Source organism: Pantoea sp. Pa-EAmG (assembly GCF_030024295.1).
Lineage (GTDB): Bacteria > Pseudomonadota > Gammaproteobacteria > Enterobacterales > Enterobacteriaceae > Pantoea > Pantoea dispersa.
In genome coordinates this window covers 1-23,768 of record NZ_JASEWO010000057.1, presented here as the reverse complement: position 1 = coordinate 23,768, position 23,768 = coordinate 1, and the positions used below count along the sequence as shown (strand labels likewise).

General features: G+C 59.5%; 22 protein-coding genes and 1 pseudogene. 2 read left to right on the top strand and 21 right to left on the bottom strand.

Translation table 11 applies throughout. From position 1 onward, the window contains the following. The 16 genes from QMM04_RS10165 to cysG all read right to left on the bottom strand — a co-directional run. Positions 1-650, bottom strand: a 650-nt coding sequence (locus tag QMM04_RS10165) for a LysM peptidoglycan-binding domain-containing protein (RefSeq protein WP_282996111.1), incomplete at its 3' end; no start/stop codon positions are given. A gap of 166 nt (positions 651-816) precedes the next feature. Continuing rightward, positions 817-1,443 carry a protein-L-isoaspartate(D-aspartate) O-methyltransferase gene (locus QMM04_RS10160; RefSeq protein ID WP_021507341.1) on the bottom strand — a complete coding sequence of 209 codons (627 nt, stop codon included), beginning with the start codon at positions 1,441-1,443 and terminating at the stop codon, positions 817-819. A gap of 385 nt (positions 1,444-1,828) precedes the next feature. Further along, positions 1,829-3,673 carry a glycoside hydrolase family 9 protein gene (locus QMM04_RS10155; RefSeq protein WP_058780259.1) on the bottom strand — a complete coding sequence of 615 codons (1,845 nt, stop codon included), beginning with the start codon at positions 3,671-3,673 and terminating at the stop codon, positions 1,829-1,831. Between the two features lie 11 nt (positions 3,674-3,684). Beyond that, positions 3,685-5,076: an OprD family outer membrane porin gene (locus tag QMM04_RS10150; protein WP_152390527.1), complete on the bottom strand. Its 1,392-nt coding sequence runs from the start codon at positions 5,074-5,076 to the stop codon at positions 3,685-3,687. Positions 5,077-5,155: 79 nt separating this feature from the next. Then, positions 5,156-6,523 carry a PTS transporter subunit EIIC gene (locus QMM04_RS10145; protein WP_125310172.1) on the bottom strand — a complete coding sequence of 456 codons (1,368 nt, stop codon included), beginning with the start codon at positions 6,521-6,523 and terminating at the stop codon, positions 5,156-5,158. A 30-nt stretch (positions 6,524-6,553) separates the two neighbouring features. Then, positions 6,554-7,624: an SIS domain-containing protein gene (locus QMM04_RS10140; protein ID WP_058771484.1), complete on the bottom strand. Its 1,071-nt coding sequence runs from the start codon at positions 7,622-7,624 to the stop codon at positions 6,554-6,556. Positions 7,625-7,782: 158 nt separating this feature from the next. After that, a complete protein-coding gene (locus QMM04_RS10135; protein WP_166710913.1) occupies positions 7,783-8,826 on the bottom strand; it encodes a LacI family DNA-binding transcriptional regulator in 1,044 nt (347 codons plus the stop codon). A 15-nt stretch (positions 8,827-8,841) separates the two neighbouring features. After that, on the bottom strand, positions 8,842-9,885 hold the full coding sequence (gene truD, locus QMM04_RS10130; protein WP_166710915.1) for a tRNA pseudouridine(13) synthase TruD: 1,044 nt from the start codon (positions 9,883-9,885) through the stop codon (positions 8,842-8,844). Next, on the bottom strand, positions 9,882-10,364 hold the full coding sequence (gene ispF / locus QMM04_RS10125; RefSeq protein ID WP_031279680.1) for a 2-C-methyl-D-erythritol 2,4-cyclodiphosphate synthase: 483 nt from the start codon (positions 10,362-10,364) through the stop codon (positions 9,882-9,884). The genes truD and ispF overlap by 4 nt, the downstream gene beginning before the upstream one ends. Next, a complete protein-coding gene (ispD, locus tag QMM04_RS10120) occupies positions 10,364-11,080 on the bottom strand; it encodes a 2-C-methyl-D-erythritol 4-phosphate cytidylyltransferase (protein ID WP_021507349.1) in 717 nt (238 codons plus the stop codon). The genes ispF and ispD overlap by 1 nt, the downstream gene beginning before the upstream one ends. 3 nt (positions 11,081-11,083) lie before the next feature. Further along, positions 11,084-11,401, bottom strand: coding sequence for a cell division protein FtsB (ftsB, locus tag QMM04_RS10115; protein WP_021507350.1), 318 nt, complete (start codon positions 11,399-11,401; stop codon positions 11,084-11,086). 170 nt (positions 11,402-11,571) lie between these two features. Further along, positions 11,572-11,892 carry a DUF3561 family protein gene (locus QMM04_RS10110; RefSeq protein ID WP_021507351.1) on the bottom strand — a complete coding sequence of 107 codons (321 nt, stop codon included), beginning with the start codon at positions 11,890-11,892 and terminating at the stop codon, positions 11,572-11,574. 54 nt (positions 11,893-11,946) lie between these two features. Next, the gene (gene cysC, locus QMM04_RS10105) at positions 11,947-12,552 is read right to left on the bottom strand and encodes an adenylyl-sulfate kinase (protein WP_282996110.1); all 606 of its coding nucleotides are present in this window, start codon (positions 12,550-12,552) and stop codon (positions 11,947-11,949) included. Further along, complete coding sequence (cysN, locus tag QMM04_RS10100) at positions 12,552-13,979, bottom strand: sulfate adenylyltransferase subunit CysN (RefSeq protein ID WP_058759743.1); 1,428 nt, start codon at positions 13,977-13,979, stop codon at positions 12,552-12,554. Before cysN ends, cysC begins: the two co-directional genes overlap by 1 nt. Before the next feature lie 10 nt (positions 13,980-13,989). Continuing rightward, complete coding sequence (gene cysD / locus QMM04_RS10095; RefSeq protein WP_021507354.1) at positions 13,990-14,898, bottom strand: sulfate adenylyltransferase subunit CysD; 909 nt, start codon at positions 14,896-14,898, stop codon at positions 13,990-13,992. A gap of 9 nt (positions 14,899-14,907) precedes the next feature. After that, positions 14,908-16,323 (bottom strand): siroheme synthase CysG, encoded by a 1,416-nt coding sequence (gene cysG, locus QMM04_RS10090; protein ID WP_021507355.1) that lies wholly within the window; start codon positions 16,321-16,323, stop codon positions 14,908-14,910. A gap of 248 nt (positions 16,324-16,571) precedes the next feature. On the opposite strand from cysG, the gene QMM04_RS10085 reads away from it, so the two are divergent. Continuing rightward, positions 16,572-17,591 (top strand): aminopeptidase, encoded by a 1,020-nt coding sequence (locus QMM04_RS10085; RefSeq protein ID WP_282996109.1) that lies wholly within the window; start codon positions 16,572-16,574, stop codon positions 17,589-17,591. 56 nt (positions 17,592-17,647) lie between these two features. On the opposite strand, the gene QMM04_RS10080 is transcribed toward QMM04_RS10085, so the two are convergent. Genes QMM04_RS10080 through cysJ form a run of 3 tightly spaced genes read right to left on the bottom strand, consistent with a single transcriptional unit; the run spans position 17,648 to position 21,905 of the window. Then, positions 17,648-18,382, bottom strand: coding sequence for a phosphoadenylyl-sulfate reductase (locus QMM04_RS10080; RefSeq protein ID WP_058759741.1), 735 nt, complete (start codon positions 18,380-18,382; stop codon positions 17,648-17,650). Then, positions 18,379-20,103, bottom strand: a complete 1,725-nt coding sequence (gene cysI / locus QMM04_RS10075; protein WP_282996108.1) for an assimilatory sulfite reductase (NADPH) hemoprotein subunit — start codon at positions 20,101-20,103, stop codon at positions 18,379-18,381. Before cysI ends, QMM04_RS10080 begins: the two co-directional genes overlap by 4 nt. Then, positions 20,103-21,905, bottom strand: coding sequence for an NADPH-dependent assimilatory sulfite reductase flavoprotein subunit (cysJ, locus tag QMM04_RS10070; RefSeq protein ID WP_058759740.1), 1,803 nt, complete (start codon positions 21,903-21,905; stop codon positions 20,103-20,105). Before cysJ ends, cysI begins: the two co-directional genes overlap by 1 nt. Before the next feature lie 293 nt (positions 21,906-22,198). Between cysJ and queD the strand changes: the two genes are divergently transcribed. Then, the gene (queD, locus tag QMM04_RS10065; protein ID WP_176428100.1) at positions 22,199-22,561 is read left to right on the top strand and encodes a 6-carboxytetrahydropterin synthase QueD; all 363 of its coding nucleotides are present in this window, start codon (positions 22,199-22,201) and stop codon (positions 22,559-22,561) included. Positions 22,562-22,687: 126 nt separating this feature from the next. Here queD and queE read toward each other — a convergent pair whose 3' ends face one another. Next, on the bottom strand, positions 22,688-23,359 hold the full coding sequence (gene queE / locus QMM04_RS10060) for a 7-carboxy-7-deazaguanine synthase QueE (protein WP_021507361.1): 672 nt from the start codon (positions 23,357-23,359) through the stop codon (positions 22,688-22,690). A gap of 149 nt (positions 23,360-23,508) precedes the next feature. Next, positions 23,509-23,768, bottom strand: a pseudogene (gene eno, locus QMM04_RS10055) (phosphopyruvate hydratase); the annotation flags it as partial.

The following is a 23,768-nucleotide window of genomic DNA, read 5'->3' as shown; positions in this document are numbered from 1 at the left end:
CCTGTCGAACCCGAATCATCAGAATACGTAATAACAGGTTGCTGTGCAACAGGGGTGGATTTAATTTGCGTCTGATTCGATGCCACCGGAACGCCGCCCTGCGTGGCATCCGCTGCGGTTATCGCGTTACCACCGGTGATGGTCTGACCGTTACCGTTACCCACCTGTAACGTCTGCCCGGCGCTCAGGCTATAGGGCGCCGCGATATTATTGCGCTGTGCCAGATCGCGGAAATCATTGCCGGTAATCCAGGCAATATAGAACAGCGTATCGCCTCGCTTAACGGTGTAGGTTTCACCGCCGTAGCTGCCTTTAGGAATATTCCCATAATTGCGATTGTACACAATACGACCATTTTCGGTGGTCACATTATTATTGCCACTAACCATTCCACCTGCAGGCGCGGCTGATGGTGTACCACCGCTTAACATTCCACCACGCGGCATCGCCGGCACGGTGCTGTTCTGCGCGGCGATCATGCCGCCGCCTGTGGTGGGAGCTGCAGCCATACCGCTATCACCGCTGTTGCTGCCAATCTGGCTGATGGGGGCCTGTGTGTTGTCGCCAGAGCTACAGCCTGCCAGCCAAAAACCGACCAGTGAAAGTGCCGCCAGACGGCGTAATTGAAATACTGTGCTTCCCGTGCTCATTGATCCCCCGTGATGGCAATCCTGGATAAAACTGTGTGTCGACGTTGACCGCATGATTCACTAGCTGTGCCGTCAAAAACGCGCTTTCGCATTGATTAACAAGGATAGTAACAATATCAACTGCGCCATGCCATGTAACGATTGTGAAGAAATACGTAAGATGGCTTTATGCCAGATCGCCCTGAACCAGCGGCACAAAGCGCACCGGCTCAATCGTTTCTTCAATGATTTCACCACCCTGACGACGCAGGCGCTTAAGTACCTGCTGGTCCTCACCCACCGGCAGCACCATTTTGCCGCCTTCTCCCAGTTGCGCTATCAGCGCAGTCGGAATTTCTGGCGGTGCGGCAGTCACAATAATGGCATCAAACGGCCCCCGCGCGGCCCAGCCCTGCCAGCCGTCGCCGTGGCGTGTGGAAATGTTATGCAGATCGAGCTGCTTCAGGCGGCGTTTCGCCTGCCACTGCAGCCCTTTGATGCGTTCAACCGAGTAAACGTGGTTAACCAGATGCGCGAGAATGGCGGTCTGATAACCCGAACCGGTGCCAATTTCCAGCACGCGCGAAGTCGGGTTCAGCTCCAGCAGCGCCGTCATGCGCGCCACCATATAAGGCTGAGAAATGGTCTGGCCGTTGCCAATCGGCAGCGCCACATTTTCCCAGGCTTTATGTTCAAAAGCCTCGTCAATAAAGCGTTCACGCGGGACATCAGCGATGGCTTTCAGCAAATGCTCATCGTGAATACCCTGCGTGCGCAGTTGGGCCAGAAGCGTTTCGATGCGCCGGTTTACCATGCCGGGTTCACCTCAGCCTGGTACAGCCCGTCGCCTGCCCTCTTCCGCGCCGCGCCGGCGCCAGGATCAACCTGTCGTAATGTCTTCACGCCAGGGAACACGCCAATGCCGGGAGTCTGAATTCCATCATCGTTGCTGAGCCGTATCCGCATCTGATTCTGACCTTTTTCATTAACCGGTCCACCGACCGCCGCGCCCGTTTTGCGCCTTCAGCGGCGCAAGCGGTCCTGCGCTGGCGGCACAAGGATGTTTGCATTCTAGCGGTGAGGCGCGGGAAGTGGTAGGCGTAAATCACGCAACCGTCGGCAGTTGTCGCATCAATAAGCAGTCAAACGCAATGGCACCCAGTAAAAAGCCCGGCGAAAAGCCGGGCTGATTTATCACCTCAGTGACGATCAGGTAAGCTCACCGCATACAGATACCAGGCCGAGTGCGGCAGCCAGCCTTCCGCCCAGCGCCAGTCGTCATCCTTCCGTGTGACCGCATAACCTTCGTCAAAGGCGATACCGTCCGCCACCTGATTCGACGCGCCGGTGATGCCGTTGACGATACCGCCCGGCAGCGTGGTGTATTTCCACGAATTGAAGAACAGATAGCTGATGTGACGATAGCCGCTGCCGGTCAGCATACTGACGTCGTACGGATTATGACCGAGGATCCAGTTGAGCTGATCCCAGGCATAGCTCTGCAGCTGCTGCGTAAAGGCTTTATCGTCCGCGAACAGCGGCATCGCCTGACGGGCGGCGGCGGCCAGCGACGCGATACGCGCGTTTTCGCCCTGCCACCACGGCGCAGCTTCGCTGTCGTGCGGGAAGAAGAAGCTGGTGCGCTTCACGCCGTCTTTCAGCTGAATCAGCTGGCGCGCATAGCCAAACGGGTTATTGCTCTCTTTGGTGACCGCCAGCTCAAAGCCCAGCGAGCGTTTTACCGTCTGGCGGATGTTCGCCTGCTGCGCCTGCGGCGCGATGCGCGCGTACTCCAGCAGCGCGATCACCGGCAGACCGGCATCGGACGGATGGAAGAACGGGCGTTTTTCGCCGTCGGCACGCCAGTAGTCATGCCAGTTATCCAGCGACGTCAGTCGCGCCATCAGGCTCTCCGCGCGCTGCTGCGCCGCAGCCAGATAGACCGCTTTTTGCGAGGCGCGATACAGCTCGGTAGCCGCCAGCAGCGCGGTATAATCATCCACAATGTTCTCTTTGCCGTCATTCACCATGCGCAGGTTATTTTTCTGCAGGAAGGCGAAGGCATCTTCTGCGGTTTGCAGATACTGCTGCCGCGTGAAATTGCCGTCATTCTCCATGGTGCTGGCCAGCGCCAGCGCGGCAATTGACATGCCGGCACCGGATCGGAAGCTGGCCTGCCACGCCAGCGGGCCGACCGCCTCTTCTTCAACAATGGTGGAATCTGACTCCTTCTCTTTAATCTGCGTGCGCCAGTTGGGATTGGCGATCACCCGGTCCTGAGCCAGCTTCTCTTTGCCCGGCGACGAGATCGCCTGGAAGAAGGATTCACCCGGCCGCTTCATGCGCACCAGGAAATCGGCACCGTACAGCCCTTCGTCGAGCATGCGCCGGCGATACTCATCAAAGTTCGGGTTATCCCGCGCCCCGAGATTTTGATAACCGCGCAGTAAACTCCACGCCACCAGCGGCGCCTGCTGCGGATTGAAGTAAGAGGTCAGATTCTGGTGCGACAGGTGCACGCCGTAATCGCCGGTGGCGTCATACCAGCCGCCGTGGACGTCAACCGTACCGCTGCCGGTGCCCGGTGGCAGCGGCAGTTTGCGGTCCGCCTTATCGAACAGGCCGGTGACGCGCTGGCTTTTGAAATAGGCAATCACATCGGACAGCGTATAGCGCTCGAGCAGATCGGCACCAATAATGAACGGCCCGGAGCGCACATCGCCGTCGCTGCTGGTGGTTTGCAGCACGTAGCGGCCCGGCGTTTGCCAGCCGGAGAAATCGGCACGATAGAAGGTGCGATCGCCCCAGCCCGGCACGTCACCCTGCGGCTGCAGCGTGCCGCTCAGCACCGCTTTATTGGTCTCATTATCCAGCAGGGTAAATTTCACCGGCGGCTTAGCGCGCGAGTCGCCGGTCAGCTGCACGATAGCGTTTTTCGGCGCGGCAACATCGTAGCCGACCTGATTGATTAAAACGTGGGTTTCGGCGTGCGCCAGCCCGGCCAGTAACAGCGCTGCGGTCAGCGCGGAGAAGCGAATCCTCATGGTCATCATCCTTAGTGTCGTGAGTGATTGAACAGGCTAAAAGGGGCAATCATCATGAATTTGACGTCCTTTTCATCCTGGAAAACGTTGCCATAGCCGCCGCCCCAGCTGGGGTTATCGCTATGGTTGTTGTAGGCGGTGAGATGCAGCTTAAATACCGTGTCTTTGGCCCAGCCGGACTGCACCTGCCACACCAGATCGCCGTTGATGGCGGTTTCCGTCAGGCGCTGCTGCTGCGACCAGTCGCCGCCGCGCGCCGGTTTACCGTCCCAGCCCCAGGCAAACGAGCCACCGATGCTGACGCCCGGCCAGACGATGTCGCTGAGATCGATCATCAGGCCCGCGAACAGCGCTTTTTCGCCGTCGGCGTTGAAGTCAGAGCGCGAATCCCACCACATATCGATGCGGCCCGCGGAGTTGGGATAGATCGGCGTCATCGCCACGGTGTAGTAACCCTGTTTACCCGGTGCGTGTACTGCGCTGCCCTCGAGCCGGAACTGGTAGCGATCCCACTGGTACGCCAGCGTCAGGCCCTGCTGCCAGGCAAACTCATCGTAAACATCATGGCGACCGGTACGATCCTGCGAGCCGTAGAACTGCCAGCTGACGCTGAACGGGTTATCCCACAGCGTGGTCTGACGTGCCGCTTTGGCGAAATATTTGTCGAGATAATGCGGAGATTCACCCCACGCCAGCTCCAGCGTGTTGCCGTTTTTGAAGTCATACTTCGCGCCCAGCGAGTGCAGATAAGGAATGCGTGTTTGCCGATCGATTTCGCGAAACTCGTACATTTTGCGATACCACGGTGCTTTGTACTTGTTGGCACCCATCCACGACAGCGACAGCGCGCCGGCAGCGCCATAGTCATAGACCGCCCCGACTTCCACGCCCTGGTAGGTGCCTGGCAGAAATCCCCATTGGGTGCCAAGCAGCGTCTGACCGCTCGGCTGGATATAACCGGCCCGCAGCCAGTAGTCGCCGGCTTTGAGTTTCAGTGCGGCACGGTAGAGATCCAGTCCGCTACGTTCGCCAACGCCACGGTCTTCCCACATCGAAGGTCCGTGACTGAAGCTGATCTCGTTGGGATGCGCCGGGCTGCCTTCAAACAGATCCCAGGTGGCGAAGGCCGCCACATCAATGCCCACGGTATCGGCCAGATAGCCGGACTGATAATCGAGCGCGCCGGTCAGCGTGCTGTGATGCAGGTTGGTCTGATAGTGCTGATAGTGCGTGCTGTGCGGATCGAGATCTTTACGCTCACGGTGGCGCTGCCAGTAATAGACGGTGCCCTCCAGCGTGCTGTCTTCAACAAATCCTTCCGCCAGCGCCGGCGGTGCCGCGCCCAGCATCAGGGTGGCCAGCGGCAGCAGCGCTGCCTTTTTTCTCCTGGTGAATGTGTTCATGACCTTTCCTTAAGGTGCACGCGGCCCTGCGAAGCAGCCGCATGCGATTTCCCTGTTTTGGTGTTAACGAATCAGCGCATCAGGCGCCGGTTTTATTCACGCTGCGCAGCGTCCAGCGGCCGTAAATCAGCGTCAGAATGAATGGGGTGAGGAAAGCCACGGCAATTGCCGCCACTTCATAGATCATCTTCGACTCGGGGCCTTCGAACAGGCCGAGTTCAAACACGTTCAGCACCGGCAGGAAACTGTAGGTTTTTACCTGCAACAGCCCGGTGATGCCACCGCCGAGCGCCGCGCCGATGCAGCCGAAGATAAACAGCATGCGGTACTTGAGATTGACGCCGTACAGCGCCGGTTCGGTGATGCCAAAGAACGCTGACAGCGACGCCGAGATTGCAATCTGCCGGTCGCGCAGGCTGCGGGCGATGAAGATCGCGCCGGTAACCGCGCCAAACTGCCCCATCACCGCCGACATAAACATCGCCATGATGGTGTCGTAGCCCTGCACCTGAATATTGATCAGCGCCAGCGGGATGATGCCCCAGTGGACACCAAACACCACGAACAGCTGACCAATGCCCGCCAGCAGCGCGCCGGAGATCATCGGGCTGAGCTGATAGAGCCAGCTGTAGCCGCTGGCGATGCCGACGCCAACGTAATCTGCCAGCGGGCCAATCACCGTGAACACCACAAAGCCGCAAATCAGCAGCGACAGGCACGGCACAAACACCAGCGCTGCCACCTCGGGGATCCACTGTTTCAGTCGGTGCTCAACCTTGCTCAGCAGCAGCACCGCCAGAATCGCCGGAATCACCGCGCCGCCGTAAATCTTCAGGCTGATGCTCAGGCCGAACAGCGTAAAGTGCGCCGGCAGATCCGGCTGGGTGAGCGGAAACACCATCGCCGCCGTCAGCGCCAGCGCGGTGAAACGGCTGGCACCGAAACGGTCTGCCGCGGTAACGGCAATAAACAGCGGCAGGAAGACAAACACGCCGCTGGCCAGCGCGTTGAACATGGCGAACAGCAGGTCATCGTCCGCCACCCAGCCCTGCGTCTGCAGCAGCACCATGATGCCTTTGATCACCCCGATGCCGGCCAGTACGCCAATGTAGGGCGTAAAGATAGCGCCGAGCGTGGCCAGCATTTTGCCCGCAACGCCGCGCTCGTCTTTGCCGGGCTTCACCGGCTCGGCCACCGGCGCTGCGCCCTGCTGCATCGCCTGATACAGCTGTTCGACCTGCGGCCCGACCACAATCTGCAGCTGTCCGGACGCGTTCACCACGCGGATGACGCCCGGCAGGTTACTGATGGCCGGCATATCGACACTGGCCAGATCGTTTATCGTCAGCCGCAGTCGCGTGGCGCAGTGTGAAATATGGCTGATATTATCGTCGCCGCCGACCTGTTCCCTGATGGCCTGCGCCAGCTTCACGTAATCGAGTTTCATTGTTGTTATCCTTATGGCTCGCGCCCGGCGTTAGTCGTAATCACCCGGTTTGGTTTTGCTCTTCATCGCCACGCCAAAATCAGTGAATATGCGCTGCGGCAGATTATTGCCTTTGGCTTCAGCGATGTGATGCGCGAGGATCTGGAACGGAATCACCATCAGCAGCGGCGCCATCCATTCGCTGACCTCCACGCCGAGTGCCAGCGTGCGCGCATCATCGCTCTCCCCGAGACACAGACTCCAGACGTGCGGTGTCACGCGCTGCTCATACTGGCGCAGCAGCTGCAGGCGTTCGCGCACCGGCGCCTCGACGTCGATGAAGAACAGCCGGTGCTGCGGATTGATTTCGAAATAGGGGCCATGCATAAACGCTTCCAGTTCAATGCCCTGCGACGGCACGCGCACCGTTTCGCTGAATTTGGTCTCCATCTCTTTGATCACGCCAATCGCCGGACCAAAGCCAATCGAGATAAAGCGTGGCGCCGCAGTGAGATCGTCCTGCCAGCGCTGCCAGAAGCGCTCGGTGCGGGCGATGATGTCCGGAATCGCGTCGACGCCGCGCTGCAGTTGCGCCAGCGCCTGCTGCTCCTGTTCTGCGCTGAGGCGACCGCTGTGGCGCGCGCTGTGCACGCCAATCAGCATCAGCGTCAGAATCGTGGCGACATAGCCTTTAGTGACATAACCGACACGCTCCTCGCCGTTCATGATGTCTACGGCGTGATCCACCGCCTGCGCCAGCGGACTGGTGATTTTGCTGGTGATGCCCCAGGTTGCCACGCCGTGCTGTTTTTTCAGCGCGTCGATCGCTGCCAGCGTCGAAGTGCTCTCGCCGCTCTGTGAAATCGCGATCACCAGATCGGTCGCCGGATCCCACTGCTCGTAGTGCTGAAAATGAAACGGCTCCTGCACGCTGATGCGTACGCCGGTCAGTTGCTCAACGTAATATTTGGCGCTGAGCGCGGCGTTGATGCTGGAGCCGGTGGCCAGAATCAGCACTGTTTTCGCCTTGCCCAGCACCGGTAATCCCTGCGGATAGCACGCCAGCAGATGGCTCAGCACCTCGGGTTGCTGGTGGATGTAGGTCATCATGGTGGGTTTCATTACCGCTCCTTAAACTGTTTTCCCGCCAACCTGAAAACGTTTTCAGGTTGTGAGCCAACTTATTTAATGGCGCATATTAAGTCAACGTGAGGATCGTGAAATTGCGATCGCGCTAACAAAGCGCAACGAAAGCAGGCGGAACGTTTAAGGGGAGAAGATCAGGCGGATTCGCCGGGGATCAATACCGGCTTTAGCGGTGTGCTGCAGCGCGCGTGCGGGCTTAAGCTGCCGTCCAGCTGCGCCATCATCATGGTGATAATGTTTTGCCCCAGCTGCGGATTCTGGTGATCGACACTGGTCAGGCGCGGGATAAAATACTCGCTGCCGGGGAAGCGCTCGCAGCTGATGACCGCTACCTGCTCAGGCACGTCAATGCCGCGATCGCGTAACGCGCGGATCGCGCCCATCGCCACGCGATCGTTGATTGCCACCAGCGCCTGCGGTTGCTCTGCCTGCTGCCACAGCGTATCAATCGCCTGATAGCCGTGTTCAGGATAGAAGTTATTCAGGCAGATCCAGCTGTCGCGCGGCGTAATGCCGGCCTGCTGCAGCGTGGCGTGGAAATGACTGACGCGCTCGCGCGTCACCCACACTTTGCGCGAACCGCCAATAAACGCGATATCACGCAGGCCGCGCGCCAGCAAATGATTCACCGCCAGCCCGACGCAGTGCTGCTGGTCGCGCATCACGCACGGCCATCGGCCAGCAGGATGCGGCTGCCCCACCACCACCACCGCCATTTTGTCCATCAGCGATTCCAGCAGCGTCAGGTAGCCGGCCGGAATCGGCGCATAGTCGCTGTGGCCGCCGAGCACGATCACCCCATCGATCTGGCTATCGATAATCGACTGAAAAATCGCGCTTTCGTCATCGTCGTGCTGAGGGCTGCGGTTGGCCGACTGGGTATCGTACAGGGTGATTTTGTAACCGATGGCCAGACAGGCCTGCTGAATCTGCGCCACCAGCGTGACGAAGTAAGGGTTAGTGATGTCAGAGACAATCACCGCGAGGGTGTAGCTCTGGCGCGATATCATGCCGCGCGCCATCAGGTTGGGGCTGAACTGATGCTCGGCGATCACCTGTTCCACCCGCGTGCGGGTTTTTTCCGATACCCACGCATGCTTGTTGAGCACGCGCGAGACGGTAGTGATCGACACACCGGCGAGTACGGCAATATCCTTGATGGTGAGATTTTTGCTCATCGTCGCCGGGTTCGCTTATTCGTCGCCGAGCGGGGCCGCCGCGCCGTTGCTCAGCAGCTCACGCACTACGCTGGTGGCAAAACTGCCGGCCGGCAGCCAGAACTGCAGCTCGAGCGTGACGTCATCCCACCAGTTCCATTGCAGATCTTTCGGCACCACCAGCATGGCGCGCCGCGCCGCATCGACGCGTTCACGCTCCAGCAGGCCCAGCAGATCGGCCACGCCCGCCAGCTGCTGCTGTTCAAACGCCAGCGTTTCGCCCTGAGTGCCCAGCTCGCCGCGTCCGGCCAGCGGTGCGGTGATGCGCAGCTCGTGGTTATCCAAACGCTGCTGCAGCGCAGGTAACTCGTCCGTCTGGGCAACAAACCAGCTGCCGCGCCCGCTGAGCTGCAGCGCATCGCCGGGCTGCACGCGATCCAGCGCACCGTCACGCTGCAGGCGCGCGCTGGTCAGCTGATTGAACAGCTGGCTGCGCGCCGCCGACAGCAGAATGCCTTTCATACTGCGGTCGCGTGGACGGAATTTCTCCTCTGCCCACAGGCGCGCCTGCGTCAGGTTATTGCCGCCGCGGCCAAAGCGCTGTTCGCCAAAGTAGTTGGGCACACCCTGCTGCTGAATTCGCTGCAGCCGCGATTCCACCTGCGCGCGATCGGACACCTGACGTACCACCAGACGAAACGCATTGCCCGCCAGCGCGCCGGTGCGCAGTTTACGCTTGTGGCGAATCACCTGCAGGATCTCCACGCCTTCCAGCTGGAAGCCGGCAAGGTTGGGCATCGCCGTGCCCGGCACGCGGAAGCACAGCGTCTGCTCGGTGACTGCATGGCGATCTTTCATGCCGGCATAGCTGAGATCGCGCTGATGCACGCCGAGAAATTTGGCGATTGCCTCAGCGACAAAACGCGTGTTGCAGCCAATTTTACGGACGCGCACCAGCAGCTGCTCGCCTTCGCCGTCATAGGGATAGCCGAGATCTTCAATTACCACGAAATCTTCGGGACTGGCTTTGATCACCCCGGTAGCAGCGGGCACGCCGTGCAGGTAGAGCAGCTCACTCATGCCCGATCGGCCTTCACCAGCAGCGCCACGGCTTCGCAGGCAATGCCTTCACCGCGACCGGTGAAGCCCAGCTTCTCGGTGGTGGTGGCTTTGACGTTGACATCATCCATGTGGCAACCGAGATCTTCGGCGATGTTGACGCGCATCTGCGGCACGTGCGGCAGCATTTTCGGTGCCTGAGCGATGATGGTGACATCGACGTTGCCGATGCGGTAGCCCTTCTGCTGGATGCGACGCCAGGCTTCGCGCAGCAAACCGCGGCTGTCGGCGCCTTTGAATGCCGGATCGGTGTCCGGGAACAGTTTGCCGATGTCGCCCATCGCCACCGCGCCCAGCAGCGCGTCGGTCAGCGCATGCAGCGCCACATCGCCGTCAGAATGCGCAATAAAGCCCTGTTCGAAGGGAATACGCACCCCGCCAATCACCAGCGGACCTTCGCCGCCAAACGCGTGCACGTCAAAACCGTGACCGATACGCATCATGCGTGCTCCTTTAACTGAATCTGAGTGAGATAGAAGGCCGCCAGCGCCAGATCTTCCGGCCGCGTTACCTTAATATTGTCGCTGCGTCCGCTGACCAGCTCAGGATGATAGCCGCAATACTCCAGCGCCGAGGCTTCATCGGTGATGGTCGCGCCTTCATTGAGCGCGCGCGTCAGGCAGGCGGTCAGCAGCGCATGCGGGAAAAACTGCGGCGTCAGCGCATGCCATAAGTCATCGCGTTCGACGGTATGCGCAATGGCACCTTTGCCGGGCTCCGCGCGCTTCATGGTGTCGCGCACCGGTGCCGCCAGAATCGCGCCGACTTTGCTGTGCTCACGCACCGCCAGCAGACGCGCTAAATCATCAGGATGCAGACACGGCCGCGCCGCGTCGTGCACCAGCACCCAGGCGCTGTGGCGGATGGTCTGTAATCCGGCCAGCACCGACTCGGCGCGGGTTTCGCCGCCGGTGACGCGCAGCACGCGGGCATCCTGCGCCAGCGGCAGGCTATCGAACCAGCCGTCATCCGGGCTGACTGGCACCACCACCTGCTTTACCGCCGGATGCGCCAGCAGGCGCGCCACGCTGTGTTCGAGCAGGGTTAATGGACCGATAGTGAGATACTGCTTCGGACAGGCGGCCTGCATGCGGCTGCCGATACCGGCAGCCGGCACCACGGCAATCACATCCGCAGAGGAAGAGAGCTGATTCATGGTTTATCGTTGTTGGTTCTGCGCCGCTTGTTGCGCATTACGTTTGTTTTGGTCTGGCACCAGACGATAGAAAGTCTCGCCAGGCCTGATCATGCCCAGCTCGCTGCGTGCGCGTTCCTCAATCGCCTCTGAACCGCCATTGAGATCGTCAATTTCGGCAAACAGCTGATCGTTACGCGCTTTGAGTTTGGCGTTATTCGCCTGTTGTGACGCCACGTCTTCGCTGACGCGCGTGTAATCATGGATACCGTTCTTGCCCAGCCACAGGGAGTATTGCAACCATCCCAGCAGCACGAGCAGCAGTAACGTCAGTTTTCCCATCCCCGCCCCCTGAAAAACGGCTCAATCATCCCATAACTTGACGCCGGACTCCACTGCGGCAGCGAAAATGGCGCGCAAGCAGATTTGTCTGGACAAATAATGACGGGGAAAGCGCCGGACGGCAGGTAAAGTTTTGTAACCTGCCGATGCGTTTGCACATCAGCGCCGGATTACCAGCCGGAGAGAAAGGAGAACAGCAGCCAGAACAGGCACACCACCACCAGGGCGGTGATCAGGCCGCTCCACCACAGCCGGCCACGCAGCATCAGGCTGAGCACGATGCCAATCAGCACCGAAACCGGCAGCAGCGCAAGGAAAAAAGGCCAGGTGTAGAGAAAGAAAAACAGCGTGTTAGAGCCGTACAGCAGAAACGGGATGCCCAGCGCACACCAGTACGAGAGAAAGCCGATCACGCCGCCCGGCAACGATGAGCGTGGCTCATCCGGGGTGCGTTCATCTTTGCGTGCCAGCATGGGGGTAACGTTCTGCATAGAGATCCTGTTGACGCTAAAGCGCGGCAAACCGTGAGATTTGCCGCTGTCGGTTCAGGATCTGATGATATCGTGGTGGCGCAGCAGGTCTAACAATTGGCCGGTCAGTTTTGTAACCAATTGTTCACCATCCAGCTGGATTTCCGGCGCGTCCGGCGCCTCATAAACGCTGTCGATACCGGTGAAGTTACGCAGCTCACCGGCACGGGCTTTTTTATACAAGCCTTTCGGATCGCGCGCTTCGCACACCGCCAGCGGCGTATCGACGAACACTTCGATAAACTGCCCGTCAGCCAGCAAATTACGCACCATCTGGCGCTCGGCGCGGTGCGGCGAGATGAACGCCGTCAGCACCACCAGTCCGGCATCCACCATCAGTTTCGCCACTTCGCCCACGCGCCGGATGTTCTCTTTGCGGTCGTCATCGCTGAAACCGAGATCGCGGCACAGGCCGTGACGCACATTGTCGCCATCCAGCAGATAGGTGCTGACGCCCAGCCGGTGCAGCGCCTGCTCCAGCGCCCCGGCTACGGTCGATTTACCCGAGCCTGACAGCCCGGTAAACCACAGCACCACGCCACGATGGCCGTGCTGCTGTTCGCGTTCAGCGCGCGTGACCGGATGGTCATGCCACACCACGTTTTCGTCGTGCTGCGCCATTACTGACCGCCCAGCAGGTCGCGTGCGTTCCAGTGCGGGAAGTGACGGCGCACCAGCGCGTTCAGCTCCAGCTCGAAATCACTGTACTGGCCAGCCTGACTGCGCGCGGCGCTCAGCGGCTGATGGATCATGCCGGCACCGACGGTCACGTTGCTCAGGCGATCGATAAAGATCATGCCGCCGGTCACCGGGTTCTGCTGGTAAGCATCCAGCACCATCGGTTCATCGAAGGTCACTTCTACCAGACCGATGCCGTTGAGCGGCAGGCTGTCGACCGCGCGTTTTTCCAGCGTATTGATCTCCACCTGATGGAGAATCTTTTCGATGCGGCCACGCGCTTTCTTGCCGGCAATTTTCACTTCATAGCTTTGTCCCGGCTGCAGCGGCTGTTCCGCCATCCACACCACGTCGACGGTCGCGGACTGCACCGCCTGCAAATCGGCTGCGGCATCCACCAGCAGATCGCCACGGCTGATGTCGATCTCATCGTTCAGCACCAGGGTAATCGCCTCACCGGCGGCCGCCTGCTGCAGGTCGCCATCAAAGGTGACGATACGCGCAACGCTGGATTCCACACCGGACGGCAGCACTTTTACCCGCTGGCCGACGCTGACCACGCCCGACGCCAGCGTACCGGCATAGCCACGGAAGTCGAGGTTCGGCCGGTTAACATACTGCACCGGGAAGCGCATCGGCTGCGTGTCGACCACGCGCTTCAGCTCTACCGTCTCCAGCACGTCGAGCAGCGTCGGGCCGCTGTACCACGGCATGGTTACGCTCGGGGTGGCGACGTTATCGCCTTCCAGCGCCGACATCGGCACAAAGCGGATATCAAGATCGTCCGGCAGCTGCGCGGCAAAATCGAGGTAATCCTGTTTGATCTGCTCGAAGGTCTCCTGGCTGTACGCCACCAGATCCATCTTGTTGATCGCCACCACCAGATGTTTGATGCCCAGCAGCGTGGCGATAAAGCTGTGGCGACGGGTCTGATCCAGCACGCCTTTGCGCGCATCGATCAGCAGAATCGCCAGATCGCAGGTTGAGGCACCGGTCGCCATGTTGCGGGTGTACTGCTCGTGCCCCGGCGTGTCGGCGATGATGAACTTGCGCTTCTCGGTGGAGAAATAGCGATAGGCCACATCGATAGTGATGCCCTGCTCGCGCTCGGCCTGCAGGCCATCGACCAGCAGCGCCAGATCGAGTTTCTCGCCCTGGGTGCCGTGGCGTTTGCTGTCATTGTGCAGCGACGACAGCTGATCTTCATAAATCTGGCGCGTATCGTGCAGCAGACGGCCAATCAGCGTACTTTTGCCGTCGTCGACGCTGCCGCAGGTGAGGAAACGCAGCAGGCTTTTGTGTTGTTGCGCGGTCAGCCAGGCTTCAACGCCGCCCTGCTCGGCAATCTGTTGGGCAATAACGGTATTCATCGGCGTCTCCTTAGAAATAACCCTGACGTTTTTTCAGTTCCATCGAACCGGCCTGGTCGCGGTCAATCACGCGCCCCTGACGTTCACTGGTGGTGGAGACCAGCATCTCTTCAATGATTTCCGGCAGCGTCTGCGCCTCGGATTCCACCGCGCCGGTCAGCGGCCAGCAGCCGAGGGTACGGAAACGCACCATACGCTGCTTAATCACTTCACCCGGCTGCAGGTTGATGCGATCGTCATCAATCATCATCAGCATGCCGTCGCGCTCCAGCACCGGGCGCGGTGCAGCCAGATACAGCGGCACGATTTCGATGTTTTCCAGGAAGATGTACTGCCAGATATCCAGCTCGGTCCAGTTGGAGAGCGGGAACACGCGAATGCTTTCGCCTTTGTTGATCTGGCCATTGTAGTTGTGCCACAGCTCCGGACGCTGGTTTTTCGGATCCCAGCGGTGGAAACGATCGCGGAACGAATAGATACGCTCTTTGGCGCGCGACTTCTCTTCGTCACGGCGTGCGCCACCGAATGCCGCATCAAAACCGTATTTGTTCAGCGCCTGCTTCAGGCCCTCGGTTTTCATGATGTCGGTATGTTTGGCGCTGCCGTGCACGAACGGGTTAATACCCATCGCCACGCCTTCCGGGTTACGGTGCACCAGCAGCTCTGCGCCCATCGCTTTCACGGTGCGATCGCGGAACTCGTACATTTCACGGAATTTCCAGCCGGTATCAACGTGCAGCAGCGGAAATGGCAGCGTGCCCGGATAAAAGGCTTTACGCGCCAGATGCAGCATCACCGAGGAGTCTTTACCGATGGAGTACATCATCACCGGATTGCTGAACTCGGCCGCCACCTCGCGGATGATATGGATACTCTCTGCCTCCAGCTGGCGCAGATGAGTAAGACGATTTTGGTCCATAATTTTTCCTCAAGCCAAATTGACAACGGCGGACTCGCGAGCCCCCTGCTGTGCCGAATGTTGGAACCAGGCAAGTTGCCCGTGCAGATTCACCACTTCGCCAATCACTAATAGCGCTGGCGTCGGCGCGGCAGCTGCCAGCGCCTCGAGTTGTGCTAAGGTGCCGGTCAGCACCTGTTGATCCTGGCGCGTGCCGCGACCAATCACCGCCACTGGCGTTGACGGCGCGCGGCCGTGTTCGATCAGCCCGGCGGCAATTTCCGCCGCTTTCACCGTGCCCATGTAAATTGCCAGCGTCTGACGCGCGCGCGCCAGCGACGGCCAGTCGATACCGTCGCCGTCGGCGCGGCAGTGACCGGTAATAAACAGCACGCTCTGGGCATAATCGCGGTGGGTTAACGGAATACCGGCATACGCGGTAGCACCCGCGGCCGCGGTGATGCCCGGCACCACCTGGAACGGAATGCCCGCCGCCTGCGCCGCCTGCAGCTCTTCGCCGCCGCGGCCAAAAATAAACGGATCGCCGCCTTTCAGGCGCACCACGCGCTTGCCCTGCTGCGCCAGCGTCACCAGCAGCTGATTGGTCTCTTCCTGCGGCACCGAATGGGCGCCGGCGCGTTTGCCGACGCAGATACGATCGGCATCGCGTCTTACCAGCTCCAGCACCTCGTCGCTGACCAGATGGTCATACAGCACCACATCGGCCAGCTGCATCACCTGCAGCCCGCGCAGCGTCAGCAGACCGCTGTCGCCTGGTCCTGCACCGACCAGCGTGATTTCACCCTGATTATCAGAGGTGTTTTCCAGTTCGCGATCGAGCGTGCGGCGCGCCTCGTTGACGTTACCCGCCGCCATCTGGCTGGCAAACAGGCCATTGAAGGCGCGCTCCCAGAAGCGACGACGGTCAGACATTTTGTGGTAGCGCTGTTTGACTTTGTCGCGCCACTGACCGGCCACTTCGGCCATCTGCCCAAGATTGGCGGGCAGCAGCGCTTCGATTTTTTCACGCAGCAGACGCGCCAGCACCGGCGCGGTGCCGCTGGAGGAGATCGCCACCACCAGCGGTGAGCGGTCAACAATCGACGGGAAGATAAAGCTGCATTTTGGCTGGTCGTCGACCACATTCACCAGCTTGTGGCGCGCATTGGCGGCATCAAATACCTGCGCGTTGAGGGCGTTATCGTCGGTGGCGGCAATCACGAGGAAAACATCGTCCAGCTGCGCTGCGTCGAAGTGCTGAGCAATCCACTCGATGGCGTTAATGTCGCGCAGCGCCTGCAGTTCATGGCCGAGCTCGCGCGCGGCTACCCGCACGTGCGCACCGGCACGCCGCAGCAGCTCAATTTTACGCGCAGCGATTTCGCCACCGCCGACCACCAGCACCGGACGGTTTTTGAGATCGGCAAAGAGAGGCAAGTAATCCACGTTAACCTTGTTAGTTTTACAATAAGTTAACGCGACTATACGTCCCCGCCTTCTGGCAGATGAAATTACGAATTAGCATGAGTAGTTACCAAATGGAATAACGCACCGGGATTGCTGATAACAATTTGTGCTTAACAAATGATATTGCTGGTGTTTCGGAGCGATACAAATTGTGCAGGCGGCGTCACAGTTTCATACTAACTCAGAATTTTTTTACCCTGACGGGATGTCAGAAAAGGACAACCACTATGTTTGCCACTCTCCGCCGCAGCGTGCTGGCAGCACTGATTGCCGGCGGTTTGCCTCTTTTGGCGCAGGCTGCAGCGATCGCCCCTGGCCACTTTGCCGAACAGCAGCTGCGTCACATCGCCACCTATTTCCCCGGCCGCATGAGCGGCAGCCCGGCCGAGCTGATGACGGCAGATTATCTGCAGCAGCAGTTCACCCAGCTTGGTTATCAGAGCAATACCCGGCAGTTTAATACCAGCTATAACTGGCTGGAGAAACAGGGCATCACGCGCCGCCATAAAGTGACGGCAACCTCGGTGATCGCCGCTCGCGCCGGCAGCGTGCCGCAGGAGATTCTGATCGTCACCCATCTGGATACCTGGACACCGCTCAGCCAGCACGAGGCAGACAATAATCTCGGCGGTTTGCGATTGCAGGGCGTGGACGATAACGCTTCCGGGCTGGGCGTGATGCTGGAGCTGGCGCAGGCGCTGAGTCAAACGCCGCTGCACTATGGCGTGCGCTTTGTGGCACTGAGCGCAGGCGAAGCCGGTTTACACGGTATGGATGATTATCTGGCGCGCATGAGCGTGCAGGAGAAGAAAGATACGCTGCTGGTGATCGATCTGAATAGCCTGATCGTTGGCGATCGTCTCTACTTTAATAACGGCATGAATACGCCAGCGGCGGTACGCAAGCAGACCAGCGCGCGCGCCCTGCAGATTGCGCACCGTTACGGTATCACGGCCGCCAGCCACGTGCTGAACGCACGCGATTACCCCGGCGTTAATCCGTTTGATAAAGCCGGGATTCCACTGCTGGACGTTACCGCAGCCAACTGGGCGCTGGGCAATAAAGCCGGTGAGCAGCAGCGCGCGCGGTCACCTCACTTTCCGGAGGGTACGGTGCGCCACCAGACCGGGCGCGATAATCTGACTTACATCGACCACTGGCTGTCGGGGCGCATCCATCAGCGCACGCGCGACAGCGTACGTATTTTGCAGCCGCTGCTGACGGAGCTGGCTAATCCGACGTTGTAAGATCTTGCCGGTTTTTGCGGGTGCGCACCGCTGCGCACTCGCAGCAATTGCGCCCGTCAGCCTTCGTGTAGCCCGCATTCGCGTTTGAGGCCGAAAAAGCGCGTCTCTTCCTCAGCCATCCCCGGCTCCCACTTGCGCGTGGTGTGCGTGTCGCCCACGGAGAGGTAACCTTCGTCCCACAGCGGATGGTACTTCAGCCCATGCTGCTTCAGATACTGGTGCACCTGACGGTTGTCCCAGTCGATGATCGGCAGGATTTTGAACACGCCACGCTGCACGGCCAGTACCGGCAGGCTGGCACGGCTGCCGGACTGATCGCGGCGCAGGCCGGCAAACCAGGTCTGCGCACCCAGCGTTTGCAGCGCGCGGTTCATCGGCTCGACTTTGTTCAGCTGGTTGTACTGCTCGATCCCTTCAACGCCCTGCTCCCACAGCTTGCCGTAGCGTGCTTCCTGCCACGCCGGTGAGGTTTCGGCGCGGAAGATCTGCAGATTCAGGTTCAGCTGCTGCGTCAGTTCATCAATGAAGCGGTAGGTCTCAGGGAACAGATAACCGGTATCGGTGAGGATGACCGGAATATCCGGGCGCTGCTGCGTGACCATGTGCAACAGCACCGCCGCCTGAATACCAAAACTCGACGACAGCACAAAGGCGCCTGGCAGCTGCTCCAGCGCCCAGCTGACGCGCTGTTCGGCGGAGAGCTTTTCCAGCTGGACGTTGCTTTCCGCCAGCGCCATGATGCGATCGACTTTGCTGCCGCTGTTCAGGCTGGCGAGATCGGGTAGTGTCATACTGCCTCCGGGTCCCAGAAATCACGGGCGGGATCGACCACCGGCTGCACAATGCCCGCGCGAATCACGAAGTCACCAAACCCTTCATCCGCCGTGCGCTCGCTGGCCCAGCGCGCCACCAGCTCATCGATGCTGGCGAGGATTTCGTTTTCCGTGATGTTTTCGCGGTACATGCGCGGGATGCGCGTGCCGATGCGATTACCACCAATATGCAGGTTGTAACGGCCCGGCGCTTTGCCCACCAGGCCCAGTTCGGCCAGCATGGCACGCCCGCAGCCGTTCGGACAACCGGTAACGCGTAACACTATGTGCTCTTCGCCGACGCCGTGGCGGTGCATGATTTCCTCCACTTTGCTGACGAAGGATGGCAGGAAGCGTTCGGCTTCAGCCATCGCCAGCGGACAGGTCGGGAAGGCCACGCAGGCCATGGAGTTTTCACGCTGCGGCGTGACCGCTTCCATCAGGCCGTGCTCACGCGCAATGGCTTCGATCTGCGCTTTCTGCGCCTCCGGTACGCCGGCCACAATCAGGTTCTGATTGGCGGTCAGGCGGAAATCGCCCTGATGCACTTTGGCAATCTCCGCGATACCGCGCTTCAGCGGACGGCCCGGATAATCCAGCAGGCGACCGTTTTCGATAAACAGCGTCAGGTGCCATTTTTTGTCGATGCCCTTCACCCAGCCGATGCGATCGCCACGGGTGGTAAATTCGTACGGGCGAATCGGCTCGAAGGTCAGGCCGGCACGCTTCTCGACTTCGGCTTTAAAGGTTTCGACGCCGACGCGCTCAAGCGTGTATTTGGTTTTGGCATTTTTACGATCGGTACGGTTACCCCAGTCGCGCTGCGTGGTGACCACCGCTGCAGCCACATCAAGGATCTTCTCCACCGGCAGATAGCCAAACTCGCTGGCGGTGCGCGCGTAAGTGGCTTTGTTGCCGTGCTCAATCGACAAGCCGCCGCCGACCAGCAGGTTAAAGCCAATCAGCTTGCCGTTCTCCGCAATGGCGATGAAGTTCAGATCGTTCGCATGCAGATCGACATCGTTATGCGGCGGCACCACCACGGTGGTTTTAAACTTACGTGGCAGATAGGTCTCACCGAGGATCGGCTCCTGATCGGTGGTGGCGACCTTCTCCTGATCCCACCAGATCTCGGCGTAGGCGCGCGTCTGCGGCAGCAGGTGCTCGGAAAGCTTTTTCGCCCACTCGTACGCTTCCTGATGCAGCTCTGACTCCACCGGGTTCGAGGTACACAGCACGTTACGGTTAACGTCGTTAGCGGTGGCCAGCGCGTCCAGTCCGACTTCATGCAGCATCTGGTGAGTTGGCTTGACGTTCTTCTTCAGAATGCCGTGAAACTGGAACGTCTGACGGTTAGTCAGGCGAATGCTGCCGTACAGCGTTTTGTCGGTGGCAAATTTATCAATCGCCAGCCACTGCGTTGGCGTGATGATGCCGCCCGGCAGACGGCAGCGCAGCATCATCGCATGACGCGGTTCCAGCTTCTGCGCGGCGCGCTCGGCGCGGATGTCGCGGTCATCCTGCTGGTACATGCCGTGAAAACGGATCAGCAGGAAGTTATCGCCGGTAAAGCCGCCGGTCAGGCCATCATCAAGGTCTTCGAGGATGGTGCCACGCAGGTAGTTACTCTGTTTTTTCAGACGCTCAGCGTCAGTTAGCTTGCCTTCAACGACCAGCGGTCCAGGATGTTTTTCGCTCATTAGTAAACGTCTCGCTGATAACGGCGCTCAATGCGCAGCTCACTTAAAAATTCGTCAGCCGTTTCACGATCCATGCCGCCGTGTTCGACCACCACATCCAGTAATGCCTGTTCAACGTCTTTCGCCATGCGATTGGCGTCGCCGCAGACGTACAGGTGCGCGCCCTCTTCAATCCAGCGCCACACTTCCGCCCCTCTGGCGCGGATTTTATCCTGTACATAAATCTTTTCGGCCTGATCGCGTGACCACGCCAGATCGATATGGGTCAGCAGACCGTCTTTAACGTATTTCTGCCACTCTACCTGATAGAGGAAATCTTCGGTGAAGTGCGGATTACCAAAGAACAGCCAGTTTTTGCCGCTGGCACCGTCGTTTTCACGCTGCTGCATGAAGGCGCGGAACGGGGCAATGCCAGTGCCCGGGCCGATCATGATCACTGGCGCATCCGGATTGGCCGGCAGGCGGAAATTATCGTTATGCTCGATGAACACGCGGATTTCGCCATCTTCTTCCAGCCGATCGGCCAGCCAGGTAGAAGCGCCGCCGCCGCGCTGACGGCCGTCAATTTCATAACGCACCGCGCCGACGGTGATATGCACTTCGGTTTCGCTCTCCGCCTGCGACGAGGCGATGGAGTAAAGCCGCGGCGTCAGCGGACGCAGCAGGCCAGTCAGCTGGCCGGCGTTCAGTTCGGTGGGTGCCTGGCGCACCATGTCGACAATCGGGAAACTCTGCGCGAAGCTTTGCAGTTTCGGCTTGTCGCCCGCCAGCGCCAGCAGCGCCTCGTTGCGCGACAGGGCCGCATACTGCTCGACGATCTGCGGCGTGTTAACCGTCAGTTCGAAATGTTTCTGCAGCGCCTCGGCCAGCGGCAGAGTTTCTCCGCGCACCTCGACCTGCTCATCGCCTTTCAGCCATACCAGCTGCAGCAGCTCCTGCACCAGTTCAGCATCGTTTTCATACCATACGCCGAGCGCATCGCCTGGCTGGTAACGCAGACCGGAATCCCCCAGATCGATTTCGATATGGCGCACGTCTTTATCTGAGTTGCGACCGGTAATTTTCTGGTTCAGGGCAAAGCTGGCGGTGAGCGGCGCTTCTTTGGTGTAAGGACTGCTGTCCACCAGGTTGACGCTGCCAGCCGCGCTGGCTGCCAGCTGCGCTGCCGGTTCCGCCGGCACGCGCGCTTTGAGAATATCGGTGAGCTGCAGACGCCAGGCGCTGGCCAGCTCGCTGTATTCAACATCGGCATCCACGCGATCCAGCAGGCGTTCGCCGCCCAGTTCGGCCAGACGCTGGTCGAAGTCTTTACCGGCCTGACTGAAAAATTCATAGGAGGTATCGCCAAGACCGAACACGGCAAAGGCGGTATCGCTCAGCTTCGGCGCTTTCTTCGACAGCAGGAATTTATGCAGCGCTACCGCCTCTTCCGGCGGTTCGCCCTCGCCCTGCGTTGAGGTCACGATGACCAGCAGTTTTTCCTGACCGATCTGTTTGAATTTATAGTCGCCGGCATTCACCAGGTTGACGCTCAGTTTCGCCGCCAGCAAATCGTCACGCAGCTGCTCGGCCAGCCGGCGCGCATTGCCGGTTTGGGAGGCGGAGATCAGCGTAATGCCCGGCACCTCAGCGGCGACTGGCGCAGGCGCGGCAACGGTGCCCGGTGCCTGATTAACCATGCCCCAGAAGTAGCCAGAGAGCCATGCTAGCTGCGTTGGATTGAAATCGGTGGTCGCGGCCTGTAAGCGCGCAATTTGCTCCGGGGATAGCGGAAGCATCGCTGGGGGTGCCTGAGTCGTCATCGCGTTAAAAATTCCAGTGTCAGAAATCCGTACCGGGAAGCGGCGGAAGAGTGGGTAGGTTACCGGGCTGTATATTAACGATTAAATAAGGCTTCGACATAATAAATAACCAAAATGACTAAGTGGTTTTTTGGGTCAACCTAACCAGTAAAAGTGGTAAATAAAGTTGTCGTAATTCAATCAGTTAATCAACGGCGTAACCGGCAGATCGGCAGAAATGCCCTTTTCAGCGCTGGCGGGTGCGAAAAATCTGCTTTTCAGGTAGACTTCAGCGGTTTTTACGTCTGAGAGCCATTATGTCTACCACGCTGTTTAAAGAGTTCCAGTTTGAAGCGGCCCACCGCTTACCTCACGTGCCGGAAGGGCATAAATGCGGTCGTCTGCACGGCCATTCATTTCTGGTGCGACTGGAAATTACCGGTGAAGTGGATGCGCATACCGGTTGGGTAATGGATTTTGCCGAACTGAAGGCGGCGTTCAGGCCGATCTACGATCGCCTCGATCACCATTATCTCAACGATATTCCCGGTCTGGAGAACCCGACCAGCGAAGTGCTGGCGAAATGGATCTGGGATGAGATGAAGCCGATTCTGCCTGAGCTGAGTGCAGTGATGATCAAAGAGACCTGCACCGCAGGTTGCGTCTATCGCGGCTGACAGCCGCGGTAAAGGTCAGAAGGTCGCCATCAATGGCGACCCTACGGTGTAATGAGTTTTACAGGGTGCGCATTGATGCGCACCAGCCACAATTGCGTTGATTTTGCCGGGTGCGCATCGGGTGAATCAGGCGATGTTCAGGTATTTGTGCGTCTGCATCGAAAGCCGCCAGTTGCGGGCAATGCAGGTTTCAATACACAGTCTGGTCGCTGCCTCGCCACGGCTGATGGGCTGCAGCGCCACAATGCGTTTTTTCTCATCCTGCAGGCCAGCCAGCAGCGCATCCAGCGCTTCCACGTCCCGCTCGCGCGCCACCGGATGTTTGATCTCATCGGCACGCTGCAGCGCCTGCGGCAGCACATCGTAGCCACCCCGCATGTTCACCTTCGGCGACACCGTCACCCAGGTGGCAGCGGAACAGTGCACTTCATGCGTGCCGCTGGTTTCAATCTGACACTGAAAACCGGCCGCTTCCAGCGCTTCGGTCAGTGGACGTAAGTCAAAAATTGCCGGCTCACCGCCGGTGATTACCACATGGCGGGCGGTCCAGCCCTGACGCTGAATGCTCTCAATCAGCGTGGCCGCATCGGCGCTACCCCAGGCATCGCTCTCCACGGTTTTGACCAGAATGTCCCCCAGCGACGTCTCCCGATCCGCCCGCGTTTCCCAGGTATGTTTGGTATCACACCAGCTACAGCCCACCGGACATCCTTGTAAGCGGATAAAGATGGCCGGCACGCCGGTGTAAAAACCTTCGCCCTGCAGCGTCTGGAACATTTCGTTAATCGGGTAGAACATTTTTTACTCACGTCAGAAATTCGAGGCGCAGATTATGGCAGATTTTGTGCGTCGCTTCACAGCTGCTTCGTGCCATAAAAAGCAAAAGCCCCGCACGAGGCAGGGCTTGATGTCAGGCGATGTGGCCGTTTAGCCACATCCGCAGGCGATTACGCCTGGCCTTTAACTTCTTTCAGACCGTTGAACGGCGCTTTGTCACCCAGCGCTTCTTCGATACGAATCAGCTGGTTGTACTTAGCAACGCGGTCAGAACGGCTCATAGAACCGGTTTTGATCTGGCCAGCGGCAGTACCGACCGCCAGGTCAGCGATGGTCGCATCTTCAGTTTCGCCAGAGCGGTGAGAGATGACCGCAGTGTAGCCAGCGTCTTTCGCCATTTTGATCGCAGCCAGAGTTTCGGTCAGAGAAC

What these genes read in the sequence shown, in the direction of transcription:
- QMM04_RS10145 (WP_125310172.1), bottom strand. Translation starts at nt 6,523, where the DNA reads ATGAAACTCGATTACGTGAAGCTGGCGCAGGCCATCAGGGAACAGGTC.
- QMM04_RS10085 (WP_282996109.1), top strand. Translation starts at nt 16,572, where the DNA reads ATGTTTGCCACTCTCCGCCGCAGCGTGCTGGCAGCACTGATTGCCGGC.
- QMM04_RS10155 (WP_058780259.1), bottom strand. Translation starts at nt 3,673, where the DNA reads ATGAGGATTCGCTTCTCCGCGCTGACCGCAGCGCTGTTACTGGCCGGG.
- cysN (WP_058759743.1), bottom strand. Translation starts at nt 13,979, where the DNA reads ATGAATACCGTTATTGCCCAACAGATTGCCGAGCAGGGCGGCGTTGAA.
- cysD (WP_021507354.1), bottom strand. Translation starts at nt 14,898, where the DNA reads ATGGACCAAAATCGTCTTACTCATCTGCGCCAGCTGGAGGCAGAGAGT.
- cysC (WP_282996110.1), bottom strand. Translation starts at nt 12,552, where the DNA reads ATGGCGCAGCACGACGAAAACGTGGTGTGGCATGACCATCCGGTCACG.
- QMM04_RS10135 (WP_166710913.1), bottom strand. Translation starts at nt 8,826, where the DNA reads ATGAGCAAAAATCTCACCATCAAGGATATTGCCGTACTCGCCGGTGTG.
- QMM04_RS10080 (WP_058759741.1), bottom strand. Translation starts at nt 18,382, where the DNA reads ATGACACTACCCGATCTCGCCAGCCTGAACAGCGGCAGCAAAGTCGAT.
- QMM04_RS10110 (WP_021507351.1), bottom strand. Translation starts at nt 11,892, where the DNA reads ATGCAGAACGTTACCCCCATGCTGGCACGCAAAGATGAACGCACCCCG.
- ispF (WP_031279680.1), bottom strand. Translation starts at nt 10,364, where the DNA reads ATGCGTATCGGTCACGGTTTTGACGTGCACGCGTTTGGCGGCGAAGGT.
- cysI (WP_282996108.1), bottom strand. Translation starts at nt 20,103, where the DNA reads ATGAGCGAAAAACATCCTGGACCGCTGGTCGTTGAAGGCAAGCTAACT.
- ftsB (WP_021507350.1), bottom strand. Translation starts at nt 11,401, where the DNA reads ATGGGAAAACTGACGTTACTGCTGCTCGTGCTGCTGGGATGGTTGCAA.
- QMM04_RS10140 (WP_058771484.1), bottom strand. Translation starts at nt 7,624, where the DNA reads ATGAAACCCACCATGATGACCTACATCCACCAGCAACCCGAGGTGCTG.
- QMM04_RS10150 (WP_152390527.1), bottom strand. Translation starts at nt 5,076, where the DNA reads ATGAACACATTCACCAGGAGAAAAAAGGCAGCGCTGCTGCCGCTGGCC.
- cysJ (WP_058759740.1), bottom strand. Translation starts at nt 21,905, where the DNA reads ATGACGACTCAGGCACCCCCAGCGATGCTTCCGCTATCCCCGGAGCAA.
- ispD (WP_021507349.1), bottom strand. Translation starts at nt 11,080, where the DNA reads ATGAATCAGCTCTCTTCCTCTGCGGATGTGATTGCCGTGGTGCCGGCT.
- QMM04_RS10160 (WP_021507341.1), bottom strand. Translation starts at nt 1,443, where the DNA reads ATGGTAAACCGGCGCATCGAAACGCTTCTGGCCCAACTGCGCACGCAG.
- queE (WP_021507361.1), bottom strand. Translation starts at nt 23,359, where the DNA reads ATGTTCTACCCGATTAACGAAATGTTCCAGACGCTGCAGGGCGAAGGT.
- truD (WP_166710915.1), bottom strand. Translation starts at nt 9,885, where the DNA reads ATGAGTGAGCTGCTCTACCTGCACGGCGTGCCCGCTGCTACCGGGGTG.